Source organism: Actinomycetospora corticicola (genome assembly GCF_013409505.1).
GTDB lineage: Bacteria > Actinomycetota > Actinomycetes > Mycobacteriales > Pseudonocardiaceae > Actinomycetospora > Actinomycetospora corticicola.
This window is the reverse complement of sequence record NZ_JACCBN010000001.1, coordinates 5,293,773-5,311,115: the sequence shown is the minus strand read 5'-3', so window position 1 is coordinate 5,311,115 and position 17,343 is coordinate 5,293,773. Positions and strand designations below refer to the sequence as shown.

The 17,343-nt window shown below is 73.7% G+C and carries 15 protein-coding genes; 6 read left to right on the top strand and 9 right to left on the bottom strand.

Going from position 1 to position 17,343, the window contains the following annotated elements; translation table 11 throughout:
• Positions 1–70: 70 nt before the first annotated feature.
• The 5 genes from pcaC to BJ983_RS25815 form a co-directional block, all read right to left on the bottom strand.
• A complete protein-coding gene (gene pcaC, locus BJ983_RS25835; RefSeq protein WP_179796435.1) occupies positions 71–463 on the bottom strand; it encodes a 4-carboxymuconolactone decarboxylase in 393 nt (130 codons plus the stop codon).
• Positions 460–1,815, bottom strand: coding sequence for a lyase family protein (locus BJ983_RS25830; RefSeq protein ID WP_179796434.1), 1,356 nt, complete (start codon positions 1,813–1,815; stop codon positions 460–462). Before BJ983_RS25830 ends, pcaC begins: the two co-directional genes overlap by 4 nt.
• A gap of 49 nt (positions 1,816–1,864) precedes the next feature.
• On the bottom strand, positions 1,865–2,404 hold the full coding sequence (locus tag BJ983_RS25825) for a type 1 glutamine amidotransferase domain-containing protein (RefSeq protein ID WP_179796433.1): 540 nt from the start codon (positions 2,402–2,404) through the stop codon (positions 1,865–1,867).
• A 72-nt stretch (positions 2,405–2,476) separates the two neighbouring features.
• Positions 2,477–2,959: a DUF309 domain-containing protein gene (locus BJ983_RS25820; protein WP_343054357.1), complete on the bottom strand. Its 483-nt coding sequence runs from the start codon at positions 2,957–2,959 to the stop codon at positions 2,477–2,479.
• A 169-nt stretch (positions 2,960–3,128) separates the two neighbouring features.
• The gene (locus BJ983_RS25815) at positions 3,129–4,217 is read right to left on the bottom strand and encodes a TerC/Alx family metal homeostasis membrane protein (RefSeq protein WP_179796432.1); all 1,089 of its coding nucleotides are present in this window, start codon (positions 4,215–4,217) and stop codon (positions 3,129–3,131) included.
• Between the two features lie 193 nt (positions 4,218–4,410).
• Here BJ983_RS25815 and BJ983_RS25810 point away from each other — a divergent pair, with 193 nt between their 5' ends.
• On the top strand, positions 4,411–5,631 hold the full coding sequence (locus BJ983_RS25810) for a phosphodiester glycosidase family protein (RefSeq protein ID WP_179796431.1): 1,221 nt from the start codon (positions 4,411–4,413) through the stop codon (positions 5,629–5,631).
• A gap of 232 nt (positions 5,632–5,863) precedes the next feature.
• Here BJ983_RS25810 and BJ983_RS25805 read toward each other — a convergent pair whose 3' ends face one another.
• The 3 genes from BJ983_RS25805 to BJ983_RS31900 form a co-directional block, all read right to left on the bottom strand.
• Positions 5,864–6,331, bottom strand: coding sequence for a DUF4190 domain-containing protein (locus BJ983_RS25805; RefSeq protein ID WP_179796430.1), 468 nt, complete (start codon positions 6,329–6,331; stop codon positions 5,864–5,866).
• A 163-nt stretch (positions 6,332–6,494) separates the two neighbouring features.
• On the bottom strand, positions 6,495–8,525 hold the full coding sequence (locus tag BJ983_RS25800) for an acyl-CoA dehydrogenase family protein (protein ID WP_179796429.1): 2,031 nt from the start codon (positions 8,523–8,525) through the stop codon (positions 6,495–6,497).
• Between the two features lie 95 nt (positions 8,526–8,620).
• Positions 8,621–9,301 (bottom strand): TetR family transcriptional regulator, encoded by a 681-nt coding sequence (locus tag BJ983_RS31900; RefSeq protein ID WP_343054356.1) that lies wholly within the window; start codon positions 9,299–9,301, stop codon positions 8,621–8,623.
• Between the two features lie 136 nt (positions 9,302–9,437).
• Here BJ983_RS31900 and BJ983_RS25790 point away from each other — a divergent pair, with 136 nt between their 5' ends.
• The 5 genes from BJ983_RS25790 (at position 9,438) to BJ983_RS25770 (ending at position 15,818) form a co-directional block, all read left to right on the top strand.
• Positions 9,438–10,727: an acetyl-CoA C-acetyltransferase gene (locus BJ983_RS25790; protein WP_179796427.1), complete on the top strand. Its 1,290-nt coding sequence runs from the start codon at positions 9,438–9,440 to the stop codon at positions 10,725–10,727.
• Between the two features lie 16 nt (positions 10,728–10,743).
• A complete protein-coding gene (locus tag BJ983_RS25785) occupies positions 10,744–12,126 on the top strand; it encodes a 3-oxoacyl-ACP reductase (protein ID WP_179796426.1) in 1,383 nt (460 codons plus the stop codon).
• 55 nt (positions 12,127–12,181) lie between these two features.
• On the top strand, positions 12,182–13,039 hold the full coding sequence (locus tag BJ983_RS25780) for a MaoC/PaaZ C-terminal domain-containing protein (RefSeq protein WP_246325651.1): 858 nt from the start codon (positions 12,182–12,184) through the stop codon (positions 13,037–13,039).
• Positions 13,040–13,242: 203 nt separating this feature from the next.
• Complete coding sequence (locus tag BJ983_RS25775; protein WP_179796425.1) at positions 13,243–14,583, top strand: hypothetical protein; 1,341 nt, start codon at positions 13,243–13,245, stop codon at positions 14,581–14,583.
• A 23-nt stretch (positions 14,584–14,606) separates the two neighbouring features.
• Positions 14,607–15,818 (top strand): MFS transporter, encoded by a 1,212-nt coding sequence (locus tag BJ983_RS25770; protein ID WP_179796424.1) that lies wholly within the window; start codon positions 14,607–14,609, stop codon positions 15,816–15,818.
• A 47-nt stretch (positions 15,819–15,865) separates the two neighbouring features.
• Here BJ983_RS25770 and BJ983_RS25765 read toward each other — a convergent pair whose 3' ends face one another.
• Positions 15,866–17,281: an alkaline phosphatase PhoX gene (locus BJ983_RS25765; RefSeq protein ID WP_179796423.1), complete on the bottom strand. Its 1,416-nt coding sequence runs from the start codon at positions 17,279–17,281 to the stop codon at positions 15,866–15,868.
• Between the last annotated feature and the right edge of the window lie 62 nt (positions 17,282–17,343).

Sequence of the window (17,343 nt, the reverse complement as noted above, 5' to 3'; positions counted from 1 at the left end):
GCCCTCGGGGCCCCACGGTATCGGGGCGCACCGACATCCCGCGTCGGCCGCACCGGTCGACCGTCCCCGATCAGGACTCCGGGATCTCCGCGAGCACCTTCTGGGCCACCCCGAACGCCCGATTGGCGGCCGGGACGCCCGCATAGATGCCCACCTGGAGCAGCACCTCGCGGATCTCCTCCCGCGTGAGGCCGTTGCGCACGGCCGCGCGGACGTGCATCGCGAGCTCGCCGTCGTGGTGCAGGGCGGCGAGCACGGAAAGGGTCACGATGCTGCGCTGGCGCCGGTCGAGCCCGGGGCGGTTCCAGACGCCGTCCCAGGCGTACTGCGTGATGAACGCCTGGAAGTCCGCGGTGGTCCCGTCGGCGTTCGCGATGGCGCGGTCGACGTGCTCGTCGCCGAGCACCTCGCGGCGGGTGGCGAGACCGGCCTGGTCGAGGTCGGCGGGGTCGAGGCTGCTCACGTGGGTTCCTCCTGGTGGCGGGCGGCGTGGCGGGCGGCGAGGAAGGCGTCGACGAGGGCCGCCGACTCCCCCGTGTGCGCCGCCGGGTCGAGTGCGGCGTCGATCTCCGCGCGGCTGACGTCGGTGCCGGACAGGGCATCCGCGAGCACGTCGGCGAAGGGGCGGCCCGAGTCGAGCGCGGTCGAGGCGGCCTCAGTGACCAGCGCCTTCGGGTCGTCCACCCGACCCCGCAGCACCGTCGTCACGTTCTCGGCGAGCAGCAGGCCGCCGGTGACGTCGAGCGCGGTCCGCACCGCGTCCTGGTCCACGACGAGGTGGGAGAGCGAGTCGGCGAGCCAGGCCGCCCCCGAGCCCGTCGTCCGGACGAGTTCGCGGAGCGGCACCCACTCGGCGTGCCAGGGGCCGGCGGCCCGCTCGTACTCGTGCCCGGACGCGGCCGTGAGCACCGCGGCCACCAGCCCCGGCGTCGCCACGGCGGCCGCGCGGGCCGACACGGCGCCGACCGGGTTGCGCTTGTGCGGCAGCGTGGAGGAGCCACCCCGACCGGGCACGTCCTCGCGGACCTCCCCCACCTCGGTCTGGGCGAGCAGCACCAGGTCGGTCGCCACGGAGCCGACCGCGACCCCCACGCGGCCGAGGACCGTGGCGAGCTCCGCGACCCGGCCGCGCTCGGTGTGCCAGGCCAACGTCGGTTCCTCGAGCCCCAGACGGCGGGCGAACGCCGCCCGCACCGCCCGGCCGTCGCCCGCGAACGCCGCGAGCGTCCCGACCGCCCCGCCCAGCTGGACCGCGGGACGCCACGTGCGCAGGGCCGCGACGGCCGCGTCGAGTCCGGCGGCCCAGCCCGCGGCGCGCAGCCCGACGGTGACCGGCGCGGCCTGCTGCAGCAGCGTGCGGCCGGCCGCGGGCGTGTCGCGGTACCGCGCGGCCAGGGCCGCCGCGGCGTCGGCCGCGGCGCTCAGGTCCGCCGTCACCGCGGCCACCGCCCGGGTGGCGACGAGCATCGAGGCCGTGTCCATCACGTCCTGGCTGGTCGCGCCACGATGGACCGCGGCGGCCGCCTCGTCCGCGCCGTCGGCGCGCAGGACGCCCCGCAGCGCCGCGACGAGCGGCACCACCGGGTTCCCGGAGGCCGCCGCCTCCGTCGCGATCGCTCCGGGGTCGACCCGGTCCGGCGCGCAGGCCCGGCCGACGGCCTCGGCGACGGCGGGCGCGAGGACACCCGCGTCGGCGGCGGCCAGCGCGAGCGCCGCCTCGGTCTCGAGCAGGGCGGCGAGCCACGCCGCGTCGGACACCGCCTCCCGGGCGGCCCCGCGCGCGAGGATCTCGTCGAACAGGCCGGGAGCGGTCACGCGCGCATCATGCCGCGCGCGTGGCCCCGGCCCGCGACGGTCCTTCCGCTCAGGCGAACTCCTTGACGATCGTCGCGCAGAACGCGTCGAGGTCGTCGGGGTTGCGGCTGGTGATCAGGCCCTGGTCGACGACGACCTGCTCGTCGACGACGTCGCCGCCCGCGTTGCGGATGTCGGTCCGCAGGCTGGGGAACGAGGTGAGGCGCTTCCCGCGCACCAGGTCGGCCTCGACGAGGGTCCACGGTGCGTGGCAGATCGCGGCGATCGGCTTGCCCGCGCCCGCGATGGCCTGCACGAAGGCGATGACGTCGCCGTTCTGCCGCAGCGTGTCGGGGTTGCAGGTGCCGCCGGGCAGGATGAGCGCGTCGAAGTCGTCGGCCGACACGTCGGCGATCGCCCGGTCCACCGAGAAGGTGTCGCCGGGGTTGATGTCGCCGTTCATCGCCTGGATCTCGCCGGTGTCGACCGAGATCAGCGTGGTGCTCGCGCCCGCGTCGTCCGCGGCCTTGCGCGGCTGCTCCAGCTCGACCTGCTCCACGCCGCTGGCCGCGAGGATCGCGACACGCTTGCCGGAGAGTTCGTTCGCCATTCGGGCTCCCTCATCGAAGATCGAGTACTTCCCGACGACGGGTTGCCCACGACCGACCGCACGTGAAACGACTCAGCGGGCGAGCCGAGGCGGGCTCCCGGCCTCGAGGTCGCCGCCGGCCTCGACCGCGTCCGCGCGGGTCTGTGCCCAGGCCACGACACCCTCGGCGTCCACCCCGTGCCGACCGGCCACGGACGCCCCGGCCCCGAGGTTCTCCGCGCCGCGGCGGAGCAGGGAGACCGCGCCGCGCCGGTTCCCGCGCTGCGCGTGCGTGAGGCCCACCGCGAGCTGGGCGAGGCCCTGCCAGAACGGCCGCTCGTCGACGGCCCCCGACTTCCACGCCCCCTCCAGCACCTCGTGGGCGTGGAAGGGGAACCCGCCGTCGAGCAGGCGCTGGGCCTCGCGCAACGCCTCGTCGGGCGGGAGCACGACGTCCTCGTCGATCCGCTCGACGCCGGCCGCGCCGGGTGGCAGCGGTCGGCCGGCGGCGTCGCGGGGGCGGGCGTTGCGTGCCCGGCCCGTGTCGTCACGGTCTCGTGCGTCGGGGGAGGTCACCCCTCCACGGTGACACGGCCGCACGTCGCGGGCCGCGAGTGCGGCGGAGTGCGTCACCGGTGGCGCACTCCGCCGCAGTCGCGCCGTCGTGACACGGGCCCGCACGGACGAACGGGCCGTCCGTCACGGTCGATCGTGACGAACGGCCCGTCGGTGGGGTGCGGGGCGGTCAGCTCCGACGCGACGCGTCGGCCGGCTCCTCCGCGGACGCCTCCTTGCTCGACGCGGTCCCGTCCGACGAGGCTCCGGTGGAGTCGTGGTCGTCCGGCCCCGACGACGAGGTCTCGGCGTCCTTCTTCGGCGGCAGCCCGCGGGTCGCGTAGAGGCTGGTGATGGTCACGACCGTCAGGGTCACGAGGATCACCGCCAGCGACAGCCAGGTCGGCACCTCGGGGATGGCCGGGTTGATGTCGACGTGGAGCCAGTGGAGAACCAGCTTCACGCCGATGAAGGCCAGGATGAACGCGAGGCCGTAGGACAGGTGGACCAGGCGCTCCAGCAGCCCCACCAGCAGGAAGTACAGGGCGCGCAGTCCGAGCAGGGCGAACGCGTTGGCCGTGAACACGATGTACGCGTTCTGCGTGATGCCGAAGATCGCGGGGATCGAGTCGAGCGCGAACACGAGGTCGACCGACAGGATCACCGCGACGGTGATGAACAGCGGCGTGACCCCGAGCTTGCCGCCGACCTTCCGCCAGAGCTGGCCGTCGTGCTTGTCGCCCGGCTTCGTGTCCTCCTCGTGGACGGTCACGAGCTTGCGCGTCAGACGCACGGCGACGTTGTCGCTCATGTCCTTCGGCTCGTCACCGTGCGAGCGGATCAGCCCGTACGCGGTGTAGAGCAGGAACGCCCCGAAGATGACGAACGCGAAGCTGAACGCGTTGATCACCGCGGCGCCGATGAGGATGAAGATCGCGCGCATCACCAGCGCGCCGATGACGCCCCAGAGCAGCACCTTCTGCTGGTGCCGCTTGGGTACCGCGAACTGCGCGAGGATCACCGCGAAGATGAAGAGGTTGTCGACCGACAGGCTCTTCTCGACCAGCCAGCCCGAGATGTACTCGACGCCGGACTGGGCGCCCATGAAGTACCAGACGCCGGCGCCGAAGATCAGCGCGACGGCGATGTAGATGACCGACCACAGCGTGGCTTCGCGGAAGCTGACCTCGTGGGGCGATCGGGCATGCCAGATGTCGATGCCCACCAGGACGAGAATCCCGGCGACCGTCGCCCCCCAGACCCACAGTGGGACCGTCACGTCCTGCCTCCTCGAGCATCCTGCCGACGCATTCCACCATCCAACGACATGGGGAACCCTTTGAGTTCCCTTTACCCGGTAACACCGGTCACGCCACCCGTACCGGCGAACTCTTCCCGTGGCGACGCGTCGACGCACGTCCGCCTGACCCACACGGGCGACGCTGCTGCTCCGGGTTGGTGGTGGGAGGGTCATGACGGCAGGTCGGGTCGGTCTGGCGGCGCTGGTGGCAGGGGTCGTGCTCGCGCCGACCGCCCTCGCCGCTCCCCCTCCCCCACCGTCCCCGCCCCCGTCGGACGGGCGGGTCCTCGACACGCTCCTCAGCCCGCGCGGCGGCGACGTCCCCGGCACGGAGTACCGCGAGTTCACGACGACGGCGGCGGCCGGCCGCGTGCGCGGCCACCTGATCCGCGTGGACCTCGCGAACCGCACGGTGGCGGTGCGGCTGCTGCGACCCGCCGTCGTGACCGCGGTCGGCACGGTCCCGGACCTCGCCGCGAGGGCGAACGCGATCGGCGCGGTCAACGGGAACTTCTTCGACGAGGGCGGTACCGGGGCCTCGGTGGGCGTCGAGTTCGAGAACAAGGCCCTGATCAAGTCCGCCGTCCCCCTCGGGCGGCGGCCCGCGCCCCCGGGGCCACCGGGGTCGAGCCCCGACACGGTGATCGGCATCGACACGCAGGGCATCGGCCGGATCGGGCGGGTGCTGTTCTCCGGCTCGGTCCGCTTCGCCGGCCGTGAGGTCCCCCTGGCGGGGCTCAACCTCTACGCGGTGCCGGTCGGCGGGATCGCCGCCTTCACCCCGGCGTGGGGCGGCCGGACCCGGGCCCGCACCGTGTGCGGCAGCGACACCGACGCGAAGGCGCCCTGCGCGGGCGCCGCGGTCGAGGTGCGGGTGAAGGCCGGGAAGGCGGTCGCCGTCGGTCCGGTCGGCACGACCGCGGTGCCCGCCGGCGAGGTCGCCCTCGTCGCCCGGGACGGGGCCGCCGCACCGCTGCGGGCCCTGCGCCCCGGGGATCCCGTCGACGCCCGCTGGACCGCTCTCGCCCCCGACACCCCGCCGCTGCGGACCGCCCTCGGCGCGCTCGCCCTGGTCCGCGACGGCGCCCCCTGGCCCGGGCTGCAGACCACCGAGCGGGCCCCGCGCACGGCCGTGGGCCTCTCCACGGACGGCCGGACCCTGTGGTTGATCGCCGTCGACGGCCGCCAGGAGGCGAGCGTCGGCGCGACCCTCGCCGAGCTCGGCCGGCTGATCACCGACCTCGGCATCCCGCAGGCCGTCGCCCTCGACGGGGGCGGCTCGACGCAGATGGTGCGCCGACCGGCCGGCGGGGCGCTCGCCGTCGCGAACGTCCCGTCCTCGAAGCCGCTGCGGGCGGTGGCCGACGGTCTCGCCGTCGTCCCGGCGGGCTGAGAATTTCGGTCCGGGGCGGGAACATCGCCGCCTCGGACGTGGTTGGATCGGGTGTCCGGGCCGGGCGCCATGTGCCCCCGGGTCTCAATAATAAGAGCCGCCAGGGACGATCGTTCGGCTGAAGCCCTGGTGTGCCACGCGCCGCGAGGCGGCTCATCGCCCGGCTCGGACACCCTCTCCACGACGACGGGCCCGGCACCACCAGGTGCCGGGCCCGTCGTCGTTCGTAGGTCTACTGCCCGCCGCCGCCGAGGTTCGGCAGCTGGGACTGGAACTGCTCCTGGCACTGCGCGAGCGCCTGCTGTACGGCCGCCGGGTTGCCGGAGTTCTGCGCCTGCGCCAGGCACTGCTGCAACTGGTCGAGGGAGTTGCCGCCGCCGGACTGGAAGAAGGCGAAGAGGCCCACGCCGACGACGATCATCAGGATGATGTTCACGATCACGGACAGGAGTCCGAGGATCAGACCCGTCAGCGCGGCGCCCCCGTTGGTGGCCTGCTGCTTGCGGACCCGGCCGCGGCCGATGACCCCGAAGATCACGGCGAGCAGACCGAAGATGAAGCCGATGACCGGCAGCCACCAGCAGGTCAGGAGGCCGAGGATGCCGAAGACCAGGGCGGCGACGCCCATGCCGTTCTTCGGCTTCGGGGGCGGGGCGGCGGTGCCGGCGTCCCACTGGCCCTGAGGGAAGGGCTCGGTCACGTCGGATGTCCTCTCGGAGCGGGTCGGGTGCTCACCTTCTACCCGCCGCGTCCGGTTTCACACCGCTGAGCGGGCGCCGCCGACGGAACGAACGACCCGTTCGTGGCGTCTGGCTGCACGAGCGGGTCGTTCGTTCCGGATGGGCGCCGAGTCACCCCCGCGATCAGCCCCGCTGCGACGCGGTGTGCGCGATCGCCTCGTCCTGACGACGGGTCTCCGCGCCCGTCGCGATCGGCGCCCCGATCCAGCTCTCCGGGATGCCGAACGCGTCGATCAGCGTCCGGGCGTGCGGCCGCAGGGTGTGGCAGAGCTTGTTGATCTCCGAGGTGACCGCCTTCGAGCGCGCCGCGGAGATGCGGCCGTGCTCGAGGAACCAGCCCTTGTCCTGCTCGACCACGCTCAGCGCGAAGAGGTCGCACACCGACCGCATGAGCTGCCGGGCCGTCGGGTCGGTCTGGGCCTCGCACGCACGGTTGAACGCGTCGAGCACCAGCCCGTCGAGGTGGGCGCGGGCGGAGTGCAGCAGGTGGTCCTGGGCGCGGTTGAAGATGGCGAACGCCTTGTCCGGCGACACCCCCTTGCCGCGGGCGGGCCGCAGCCGACGCACCAGACCGTCGAGGGTGTGCTGCTCCCGGTCGTCGAGCAGCTTGATCTGCCACGACGCGTCGAGGAGCTCCTCGTCGTCACCGGCCGCCGCCCCGCGCAGCCGCTCGGCGAGCTGGTGCAGGGACGTGCGCTCGGCGACCGTGTCGAGCACCTGGTCGGCGACGAAGCGGATGGTGCCCAGGGTGTCGAGGTTGCCGAAGTCGTCGGCGTAGCCCGAGATCAGGCCCTTGGCCACGAGCTGGAGCAGGACCGTGTTGTCGCCCTCGAACGTGGTGAACACGTCGGTGTCGGTGCGCAGCGTGCCGAGTCGGTTCTCCGAGAGGTAGCCCTGCCCACCGCAGGCCTCGCGGCAGACCTGGATGACCTCGGTGGCGTTCCAGGTGGAGAGCGCCTTGATGCCCGCGGCCCGGGACTCGAGCTCGCGCTGGCGGTTCTCGTCGACCGAGCCGCCCGCCTCCCGCTCGGTCTGGATGTCGTGGAGCATCTCGACGAGCTCGTTCTGGGCGAACCGCAGGGCGTAGGTGCGGGCCAGGAGCGGGAGCAGCTTGCGCTGGTGGGCGAGGTAGTCGAGGACCACGATCTCGCCGTCGCCGCCCGGGGCCGCGAACTGGCGGCGGGCCTCGGCGTAGCGCAGGGCGATCGTCAGGGCGAGCTGCGCCGCACCGACGGCCGAACCGGACACGCTGATGCGGCCCCGCACGAGGGCCCCGAGCATCGTGAAGAAGCGCCGGTTCTCGCTGTCGATCGAGCTGGAGTACGTGCCGTCGGCCGCGACGCTGCCGTAGCGGTCGAGCAGGTTCTCGCGGGGCACGCGGACGCCGTGGAAGGCGAGCCGGCCGTTGTCGACGCCGTTCAGCCCCTCCTTGTGCCCGTCGTCGGTGATCTCGACGCCGGGCAGCACGGTGCCGGCCTCGTCGCGCAGCGGCACGAGCACCGCGTGCACGCCGTGGCGGGCCGGGACCTCGCCGGCGGGCGCGGACCACAGCTGCACGAAGACCACGGCCATGCGGCCGTCGCGCGCGGCGTTGCCGATGTAGTCCTTCTTGGCCGACTCGGTGGGGGTGTCGATCACGAACTCGCCCGTGGCGGGGTCGTACGTGGCAGTGGTGTGCACCGACTGCACGTCGGACCCGTGGCCGGTCTCGGTCATCCCGAAGCAGCCGGGCAACGACAGGTCCATCACCGACGGCAGGTAGCGCGCCTGCTGCTCGGGGCTGCCGAGGGCCTGGATGGCGCCACCGAACAGGCCCCACTGCACCCCGCTCTTGACCTGCAGGGACAGGTCGGCGAAGGCCAGCATCTCGAAGGAGACGACCGAGCCGCCGATGTCGCCGCGGCCACCCACCGCCGTCGGGAAGCCGTGCACGGCGTGGCCGTCGGCGGCCAGCTGCCCGAGCATCTCCCAGACGCGCTGCCGGTGGGTCTCGGTGTCGATGCCGGGCTCGACGCGCAGGTCGCCGAAGTCCTCCCGGCCGCGGATCTCGTCGCGCAGCCAGGACCAGCGACCGTCGAGCGAGTGCCGGACGGCGTCGACCACGGAGGCGGACACGTCGGACGTCGACGGCGGGACGGAGAGCGGAGCGGCCATCGGGAAGGCCTCCTCAGAGCTTGTTACTGGTCGGTAACCACGGTTGTACCGCGTACCGGGAGTACCCGCTTCCCCGGGTGGGGCGCGTCACCCGCTCAGGCGGACGCGGCGGAGGAGTTCACGGTGAGGTCGAGCCCGCCCCAGGCGAGATCGGCGACCTCGCCGGTGATGACCTCGCGGGAGACCTCCGGCCGGGCGGTCAGCCAGTGGTCGCCCACCGACCGCACCATCCCGACCACCGCGTGCCCCCACGTCACCGCGGGCGCGGGATCGCGGCCCTGGCGGTGCAGCTCGGTGGTGATGATCTCGCCGACGTGGTCGCCGATGAACGACGTCAGGTCGCCCACGAAGTCGCCCTCGGCCGCCGAGGAGGATCGGTCGGAGCCCGGCGGGCGCATCACGTAGCGGTAGATGTCGGGGTCGCGCTCGATGAGTGTCAGGTAGGCGTCGATGCCCTGGCGCAGGATCTGCTGCGGCGGGCCGGCGGTGCGCATCGCCTCGGCCACCTGCCCGACGATCACCGCGCCGACGCGCTCGCAGACCGCCTGGTACAGGTCGAACTTGTCGGTGAAGTGGCGGTACACCACCGTCTTCGAGGTCCGCGCCTGCGCCGCGACCTGGCTCATCCCGACGTCGGGACCGAACTGCCGGATCGCGACGATCGTCGCCAGGGTCAGTTCCTGACGACGGGCCCGACGGTGCTCGTCCCAGCGACTCGAACGTTTGTCGCGCCGGGGTGGCGGGGCAGTGTCCTGCTCCGGTGCGCCGTCGGTCACAGCGCCTTCCGACGAGGGGGTACGCCGGGCCCGGCGGCCCGACCCCTCGTCCTCGTGACGATGCGAACGACGACTCACGGCACCCACGGTACCTGCTACTTTTGAGTAACCAAGACCGAACCTCCCTGGAGGAACCATGGCCAGCCCCCGTCGCGCGGCGGTCGTCGGCGCCAACCGCATCCCGTTCGCCCGCTCCAACGGCGCCTATGCCCGCGCCTCCAACCAGGACATGCTCACCGCGGCGCTCGACGGTCTCGTCGCCCGCTTCGGGCTGACCGAGGAGCGGATGGGCGAGGTGGTCGCCGGCGCCGTGCTGAAGCACAGCCGCGACTTCAACCTCACCCGCGAGGCCGTCCTCGGATCGCGCCTGTCCGCCGCGACCCCGACCTACGACGTGCAGCAGGCCTGCGGCACCGGGCTCGAGGCCGCGATCCTCATCTCGAACAAGATCGCCCTCGGGCAGATCGAGGTCGGGATCGCGGGTGGCGTCGACACCACCTCCGACGCCCCGATCGCGGTGAACGACGACCTGCGCGAGGTCCTCCTCGAGGCCAACCGTGCGAAGTCGACCGCCGGCGTCGTCAAGGCCCTGGCCGGGCTGCGGCCCGGGCAGCTCGTCCCCGAGATCCCGGCCAACCGGGAGCCGCGGACCGGCATGGCGATGGGCGAGCACGCCGCCATCACCGCGGCCCACTGGGGCATCGAGCGGACGGCGCAGGACGAGCTCACCGCGCTGTCGCACCAGAACCTCGCGAAGGCCTACGACGCCGGGTTCTTCGACGACCTCCTGACGCCGTACCTCGGCCTCACCAAGGACAACAACCTGCGCGCCGACTCCACGGCGGAGAAGCTCGGCAAGCTCAAGCCGGTGTTCTTCCCGGCCGGTGGCGACCAGGCCGAGGCCACCATGACGGCGGGGAACTCGACCCCGCTGACCGACGGTGCGGCGACGGTGCTGCTCGCCTCCGACGAGTGGGCCGCCGAGCGTGGCCTGCCGGTGCTCGCGCACCTCGTCGACGCCGAGACCGCCGCGGTGGACTACGTGCACGGGGACGAGGGGCTGCTCATGGCCCCCGCCTACGCCGTGCCGCGCCTGCTCGAGCGCAACGGCCTCACGCTGCAGGACTTCGACTTCTACGAGATCCACGAGGCGTTCGCGTCGACCGTGCTCGCCACGCTCGCCGCCTGGGAGAGCCCGCAGTTCTGCAAGGAGCGCCTGGGCCTCGACGCGCCGCTCGGCTCGATCGACCGCGACAAGCTCAACGTCCACGGCTCCTCGCTGGCCGCCGGGCACCCGTTCGCCGCGACCGGCGCGCGCATCGTGCCGACGCTCGCGAAGACCATCCACCAGAACGGCGGGGGCCGCGGCCTCATCTCCATCTGCGCCGCCGGCGGCCAGGGCGTCGTCGCCATCCTCGAGGCCTGAGGGAAGAGGTAAGGACATGTCGCACGACTGGTACTCCGACTTCGTCAACTCGGGCTTCGGCCGCGCGGTCGCCGGCAACGTCGGGCTGCCCCAGGTGCCGAAGCTGCGCCGCTGGCAGCCCGGCCAGCCGCTGCTCTCCGGGGCCGCGCTGCTGGGCACCGCCACCGCGGACGGCCGCGTCGCCAAGGTCGTCCGGGCCGTCCTGGCCGACGCGCACGTCGAGGTCCACGACGACCCGGCCGCCCCGATCGGCGGTGGCTCGTCGACCTCGAAGGTCGCCGCCGCGGTCCTCGACGCGACCGGGCTGTCGAGCCCGCGTGACCTCGCCGCGGTCCAGCAGTTCCTCACCCCGGTCATGCGCCGGGTCGGCCCGTCGGGTCGGATTCTCGTCATCGGCGACGTCCCGGCGCAGGCCGAGCGGCCCGCCGTCCGGGCGGCCCGCCGCTCGCTCGAGGGCCTGGTCCGTTCGGCGGCCAAGGAGGCGCGTTACGGCGCCACCGTGAACCTCGTGCACGTCGCCGACGGGGCCGAGAACGACCTCGAGTCGACGCTGCGGTTCTTCCTCTCCTCCCGGTCGGCCTTCGTCGACGGGCAGCGCCTCGACGTCGGGACGGTGCCGGGCTACGCGGGCTCCTCGGCCGGCACCGACTGGGACCACCCGGTCACCGGCAAGGTCGCCGTCGTCACCGGTGCCGCGCGCGGCATCGGGCGCACGGTCGCGCAGACCCTGGCCCGCGACGGCGCCACCGTCGTGGCCGTCGACGTCCCGTCCGCCGGCGACGCGCTCGCCCACACCGCCAACGACGTGGGCGGGACGGCGCTGCAGCTCGACATCACGGGCGAGGGCGCCGGCGAGGCGATCCTCGAGCACTGCCGCCGCCACGGCGGGATCGACATCGTGGTGCACAACGCGGGCATCACCCGCGACAAGCTGCTCGCGAACCAGGACACCGACCGCTGGAACTCGGTCATCGACGTCAACCTGAACTCGCAGCTCGCCATCAACGACGTGCTGCTGGCCTCGAGTGACGACGACGGGTTCCACCGCGGTGGGCGCATCGTCACCGTCTCGTCGATGGCCGGGATCGCCGGCAACCGCGGCCAGACCGCGTACGGCGCCTCGAAGGCCGGCGTCATCGGTCTGGTGGAGGCCACCGCGCCGCTGCTCGGCGACAAGGACGCGACCATCAACGCCGTCGCGCCCGGGTTCATCGAGACCGCGATGACCGCCGCCATGCCGGTCGGCACCCGCGAGGCCGGGCGCCGGCTGTCGTCGCTCACCCAGGGCGGGCTGCCGGTCGACGTCGCCGAGACGATCGCCTGGTTCGCCCAGGGCGCCTCGTACGCGATCAACGGCCAGGTGCTGCGCGTCGACGGCCAGAACTACCTGGGGGCCTGAGCATGGCGCGGCAGACGAAGCATCAAGACGAGCACGCCGACAGGGGAGCTCGACCATGATGACCGAGACCCTCGACAGCCCGCCGACGCTCGGCGCGCTCTACGGGCGGGCGCTGCTCACGGCCCGGTCCGGCGGGACGACGCTGCCCGACCGGACCCTCGAGCTGGTGAACGCCACGGTCGACCCCGACGCGGTGGTGGACTACGCCCACGTGTGCGGGTTCCGGGTGGGCGGCGAGCTGCCGATCACCTACCCCCACATGCTGGCGTTCCCGCTGCAGATGCGGCTGATGACCGACCGCGAGTTCCCCCTGCCCGCCCCGGGCATGGTGCACCTGCGCAACGTCATCACCCAGCACCGTCCGCTCGCCGTCGGGGAGCCGCTCGTGGTGCGGGTGCACGCCGAGCGTCTCGCCGCGCACCCCAAGGGTGCGCAGGTCGACCTGGTCTCCACGGTCGGCCTTCCCGACGACGAGGCGGTGTGGCACTCGCGGTCGACCTACTTCGTGCGCGGTGCGTCGGCCGAGGAGCCGACCGACGAGGCCCCGCCGGAGCCGGCCCCGCGGGTCGGCGACCGGCCGCACGCCGTGTGGACCGTGCCCGGCGACATCGGGCGGCGCTACGCGGCGGTGTCCGGCGACGTGAACCCGATCCACGTGAACGGGCTCGCGGCGAAGGCGTTCGGGATGCCGGGGACCATCGCCCACGGCATGTGGTCCAAGGCACGCGTGCTCTCGGCCCTCGCCGGGCGGACCGACGAGGCCGTCACGGTCGACGCGGTCTTCCGCTCGCCGCTGCGCATCCCGTCGAAGGCGTTCCTCTACACGGCCGCCACGACGGACGGGTGGGACGCCGCGCTGCGCTCGAAGTCGGGCAAGGACCACCTGCTGCTGACGGTGCGCCCGGCGTCGTAGCCGCCACCCGTCCCACGTGAGGGGAACCCTCGAGCGCTCTTGTGGCTCGAGGGTTCCCCTCACGCACGTCCGGGGGTGGTCGCCCGCCGGATCGGACACGGCGGGACGAAGCCGGACAGGACGATCCGATCGTGCGCGACACGTGTCACGCAGGACACCCTGCTTCACCGTGACACTGCAGGTCAGGAGCACGATGACCGGTCGTGGCCCCGCACTCCCCGTCCGCTCTCGACCCCACCGGGACCGGACCCACCGATCGGATCGACCGCCCGCACGACCTACCCACTGTCGACGCCGCGGCCCCGACGGACACGGGTGAGGACGCCCCCGACCCGACCCCACCCGCCGTCGGGACGAGGCGGTGGGTGCGGCGGACGCTCGCCGCGCTGGTCGTCGTCCTGGTGCTCGCCGCGGCGGTCGCCGCACCGTCCCTCGTGCACGCGCTGACGCGTCCCGGGTCGGACACGGTCGCGGCGCGGCTCGCCGAGTGGGGGCGTGACCACGGCCTGGGGCCGGTCGTCACGTGGCTGGAGTCCGCGCAGTACCAGCTCGACCAGCCGCCCACCGGGGGCGCCCCGGCCGGCGGCATCCCGCGCGCGAACGGCGCCGAGGCCGACCACCCCGGCGGCAGTCCCGCCCCGCCGGCCCTCCCCGCGCCCGCCGGGCTCGCCCCGCTGCCCGGCGAGGGCCAGTGGCAGACGGTGGTCTCCACCCCGCACGGCGACGCGGTCCGGGTCGCCTCGGTGCGGCCCGACGCGCAGCACACCTCGTTCACCGTGGGCGTGCTGTGGATGGACCCGACCATCGTCCGCGGCACCCTGCACCCGGGGTCGGAGGACCCGGGCGGCACGTGGTCGGTGCCGTCGTCGATCGACCCGCAGGAGCAGCGGACGGTGGTCGCCGCCTTCTCCGCCGGGTTCCGACTGCAGGGCGACAGCCACGGCGGCTGGTACCTCGACGGCAGGGAGGCCCGCCCGCTCGTGCCGGGCGCGGCCAGCCTGGTGGTGCGGCGCGACGGGACCACCGACGTCGGGGCGTGGGGCAGCGAGGTGTCGATGTCGCCGGACGTCGTCGCCGTGCGGCAGAACCTGATCCCGCTGGTCGACCAGGGCGTGGTGAACCCGACCTGCGCCACCGGCGGCACCGCCGAGTGGGGATCGACCGTCGGGCAGGCGGCCTACATCAACCGGTCGGCCTTCGGGGTCACCGCCACGGGCGCCGAGGTCTACGTCGGCGGCCCGGCGTTGTCGGTCTGCACCCTCGGCGAGATCCTCCGCAGCGCGGGCGTGGTGCGCGGGATGGAGCTGGACATCAACCCGGCGTGGGTGTCCGGCGCCTACTTCCACCCGACCGGCAACCCGCGGCCCGACGCGTTCCAGCTCTTCCCCGGGGAGCAGGTCGGCGCGCAGCACTACCTGCAGACCTCCAGCCGCGACTTCCTGTCGTTCGACCTGCGGTCCGTCGCCGACACCGCCGGCGCGCCGCCCTCGGTCCAGCACACGGGGGCGAAGCACTCCGGCACGGGGAAGCACCAGCACCGATAGTTGCCCGATGGAAGGATGTCGGGGTGTCGACGCCGATCCCCCGCCTCCGGGCCGCCCTGCTCGTCGTCGCCGTCCTGCTCATCGCCCTGAACCTGCGCCCCGCCGTGGTCGCGGTGTCGCCGCTGGTGGCGCAGATCCGCGCGGACCTCGGGATCTCGAGCGCCGTCGCCGGGCTGGTCACGACGCTGCCGGTGCTCTGCTTCGGCCTCCTCGCCCCGGTGGCGGGGCGGCTCGCGCGGCGGATCGGGCTGGAGACGACGCTGCTCGCGGCACTGCTCGTCCTGACGACGGGCATCCTCCTGCGGCTCGCGCCCTCGCTCGCCGCGCTGCTGGCGGGGAGCCTGCTGGCCGGGGTCGCCATCGCGATCGGCAACACGCTCATGCCGGTGGTGGTGAAGCGGGACTTCCCGCACCGCACCGGACTGATGACGGGCGCCTACTCCACGATGATCTCCGGCGGCGGCGCGCTGTCGGCGGCCGTCATGGTGCCGATCGAGCAGGCGACCGGCCTGGGCTGGCGGCCCGCGCTGGCCCTGTGGGCGATCGGGGCGGGCCTCGCCATCCTGCTGTGGTCCCCGTGGGTGCTGGCGGCGCGGCGGGAGGCGGCCGCGAACCCGACCGCCGTGCGGGCCGCGCCGGTGCGCGGGCTCTGGCGGTCTCCCCTGGCGTGGCAGGTCACCCTGTTCATGGGCCTGCAGTCGCTGCAGTTCTACTCGTTCACCGCGTGGGCGCCGACGCTGTTCGTCGAGCGGGGACGGACGCCGTCCGAGGCGGGCCTGCTCCTCGGCCTCACCGGGGTGGCGTCGCTGGTGACCTCGGCCCTGACCCCGGTGCTCGCCACCCGTCGCCCGTCCCAGTTCCACCTCGTGGCCGCGCTGATCGGGCTCTGGGTCGTCGGCTACCTCGGGCTGCTCCTCGCCCCGGACGCCTCGGCGCCGCTGTGGATGGCGGTGATCGGTCTCGGGCAGGGCGTCGGCATCTCGCTGGCGCTGACGCTCATCACGCTGCGGTCCCCGGACGCCGCACACACCTCGGAGCTCTCCGGGATGGCGCAGGGCGTGGGCTACGTGCTCGCCGCCGGCGGCCCGTTCGTCCTCGGCGCCGTCCGGGACCTGACCGGCGGCTGGACGTGGCCGATCGTCGGCCTGCTCGTGTGCCTCGTGCCGCTCGCCGTGGCCGGCACCGGGGCCGCCCGGGACCGGCACGTCGGTGCCCAGGTGGCGTACGCCAGGTGAGCACTCAAGGTCGCTATCGCGACCTTGAGTGCTCACAGGAGCGCAGCTCACCTCGTCGGTCGCCAGGGCCCCGTGATCGCGTACAGCGTCCCGGGCTCGTAGAGGTTGGCGAACAGGATGCGCCGGTCCGCGGAGAACACGGGGCCGGCCATCTCGTTGGTGTTGAGGTCGTTGCGGGCCATCGTGAAGGTCTCGCCGCGCTCGGTGGCGCCGACGAGGTGCTGCACGCCCTCGCCGTCCTCCGCGATGATCACGCCGCCCCAGGGCGAGACCGTGATGTTGTCGGGTCCGTCGAAGTTGGTGCCGTCCTGGTCGGGGGTCGGGTTGACCCCGAAGCGCAGGCGCAGCGTCAGCGTGTTGCGGCGCGGGTCGTGGAACCACACCTGGCCGTCGTGGGGCACGGGGCTCTCGGCGCGGGCGAAGCTCGTGACGACGTACGCCCCGCCGTCGCCCCACCAGCAGCCCTCGAGCTTGCGCCCGCGGGTGACCTGCGGCGGCGTGACCTGGAGCCGGGTCGGGACCACCCGCGCGTCGCGGTCGGGCACCGCGGTCCAGGACACGGAGTACGTGGTGCCGACCTGCGTCGCGCGCGAGAGGTCGTCGACGGGGTTGCCGGCGGCGTCCCGGCAGAGCATCGCCTCGAACGCGCCGTCGGTGGCGCCGAGTGTGCGCAGCGCCCGCTTCCCGCCGCGGAACCCCGCGGGCGGGGTCCAGCGGTAGAGCAGTCCGTTCGGGGCCGCGGCGTCCTCGGTGAGGTACATGCGGCCCTCGCGCGGGTCGACCGCCACCGCCTCGTGGGCGAAGCGACCGAGGGCGCGGACCGGCTGCGGATCGCGGTTCGCGTCCTGGTCCACGGGGTCGACCTCGAAGACGTAGCCGTGGTCCTTGGTGAAGCCGTTGACGCCGGCGCGGTCCTCGGTCTCCTCGCAGGACAGCCACGTGTCCCACGGCGTGATCCCGCCGGCGCAGTTCGTCGAGGTACCGGCGAGCGAGACGACCTCTCCCTGCCGGCGACCGTCCCGGTCGGCGCGGACGGTGGTGGTGCCCCCGGGAGCCGCCGGGTCGTAGGTGAACCCGACGGGCGTCGGCACCACCAGGGGCCCGGCCGCCGCGCGTGCCCCGCGCAGTTCGTGGTTCTGCACCAGCAGCGTGGAGTTGCCCGGACCGCGGAAGGCGCCCATGCCGTCGGAGTTCGTCGGGCTCGGCTCGCCGCTGTCGAGCCTCGTGACGCCGGCCTCGGAGACGATCGTGTACCGGAAGCCCTGCGGGAGCGACAGCCGCTTCGCCGGGTCCGGGACGACGGGGCCGTACCCCGGCCCGCCCGGGCCGGCGGGTCCGGGCTGCGCGAGCCCGTTCGGGGCCGACAGCAGCCCGTCGACGCTGCCGGCCAGGACGACGCCGGCCCCGACGAGAGCGGAGCGGGACAGGAAGCCGCGTCTCGACAGTCCCTGGGCTTCGGTCATGGTGGTCGCTGCTCCCAACGTGGTGGACGCCGCCACTCGTCCGAGTGGCGACACCGACCACC

Excerpts from the sequence above, each read along its gene's own strand:
- BJ983_RS25825 (WP_179796433.1), bottom strand. The coding sequence starts at position 2,404 with ATGGCGAACGAACTCTCCGGCAAGCGTGTCGCGATCCTCGCGGCCAGC.
- BJ983_RS25810 (WP_179796431.1), top strand. The coding sequence starts at position 4,411 with ATGACGGCAGGTCGGGTCGGTCTGGCGGCGCTGGTGGCAGGGGTCGTG.
- BJ983_RS25800 (WP_179796429.1), bottom strand. The coding sequence starts at position 8,525 with ATGGCCGCTCCGCTCTCCGTCCCGCCGTCGACGTCCGACGTGTCCGCC.
- BJ983_RS25790 (WP_179796427.1), top strand. The coding sequence starts at position 9,438 with ATGGCCAGCCCCCGTCGCGCGGCGGTCGTCGGCGCCAACCGCATCCCG.
- BJ983_RS25785 (WP_179796426.1), top strand. The coding sequence starts at position 10,744 with ATGTCGCACGACTGGTACTCCGACTTCGTCAACTCGGGCTTCGGCCGC.
- BJ983_RS25780 (WP_246325651.1), top strand. The coding sequence starts at position 12,182 with ATGATGACCGAGACCCTCGACAGCCCGCCGACGCTCGGCGCGCTCTAC.
- BJ983_RS25765 (WP_179796423.1), bottom strand. The coding sequence starts at position 17,281 with ATGACCGAAGCCCAGGGACTGTCGAGACGCGGCTTCCTGTCCCGCTCC.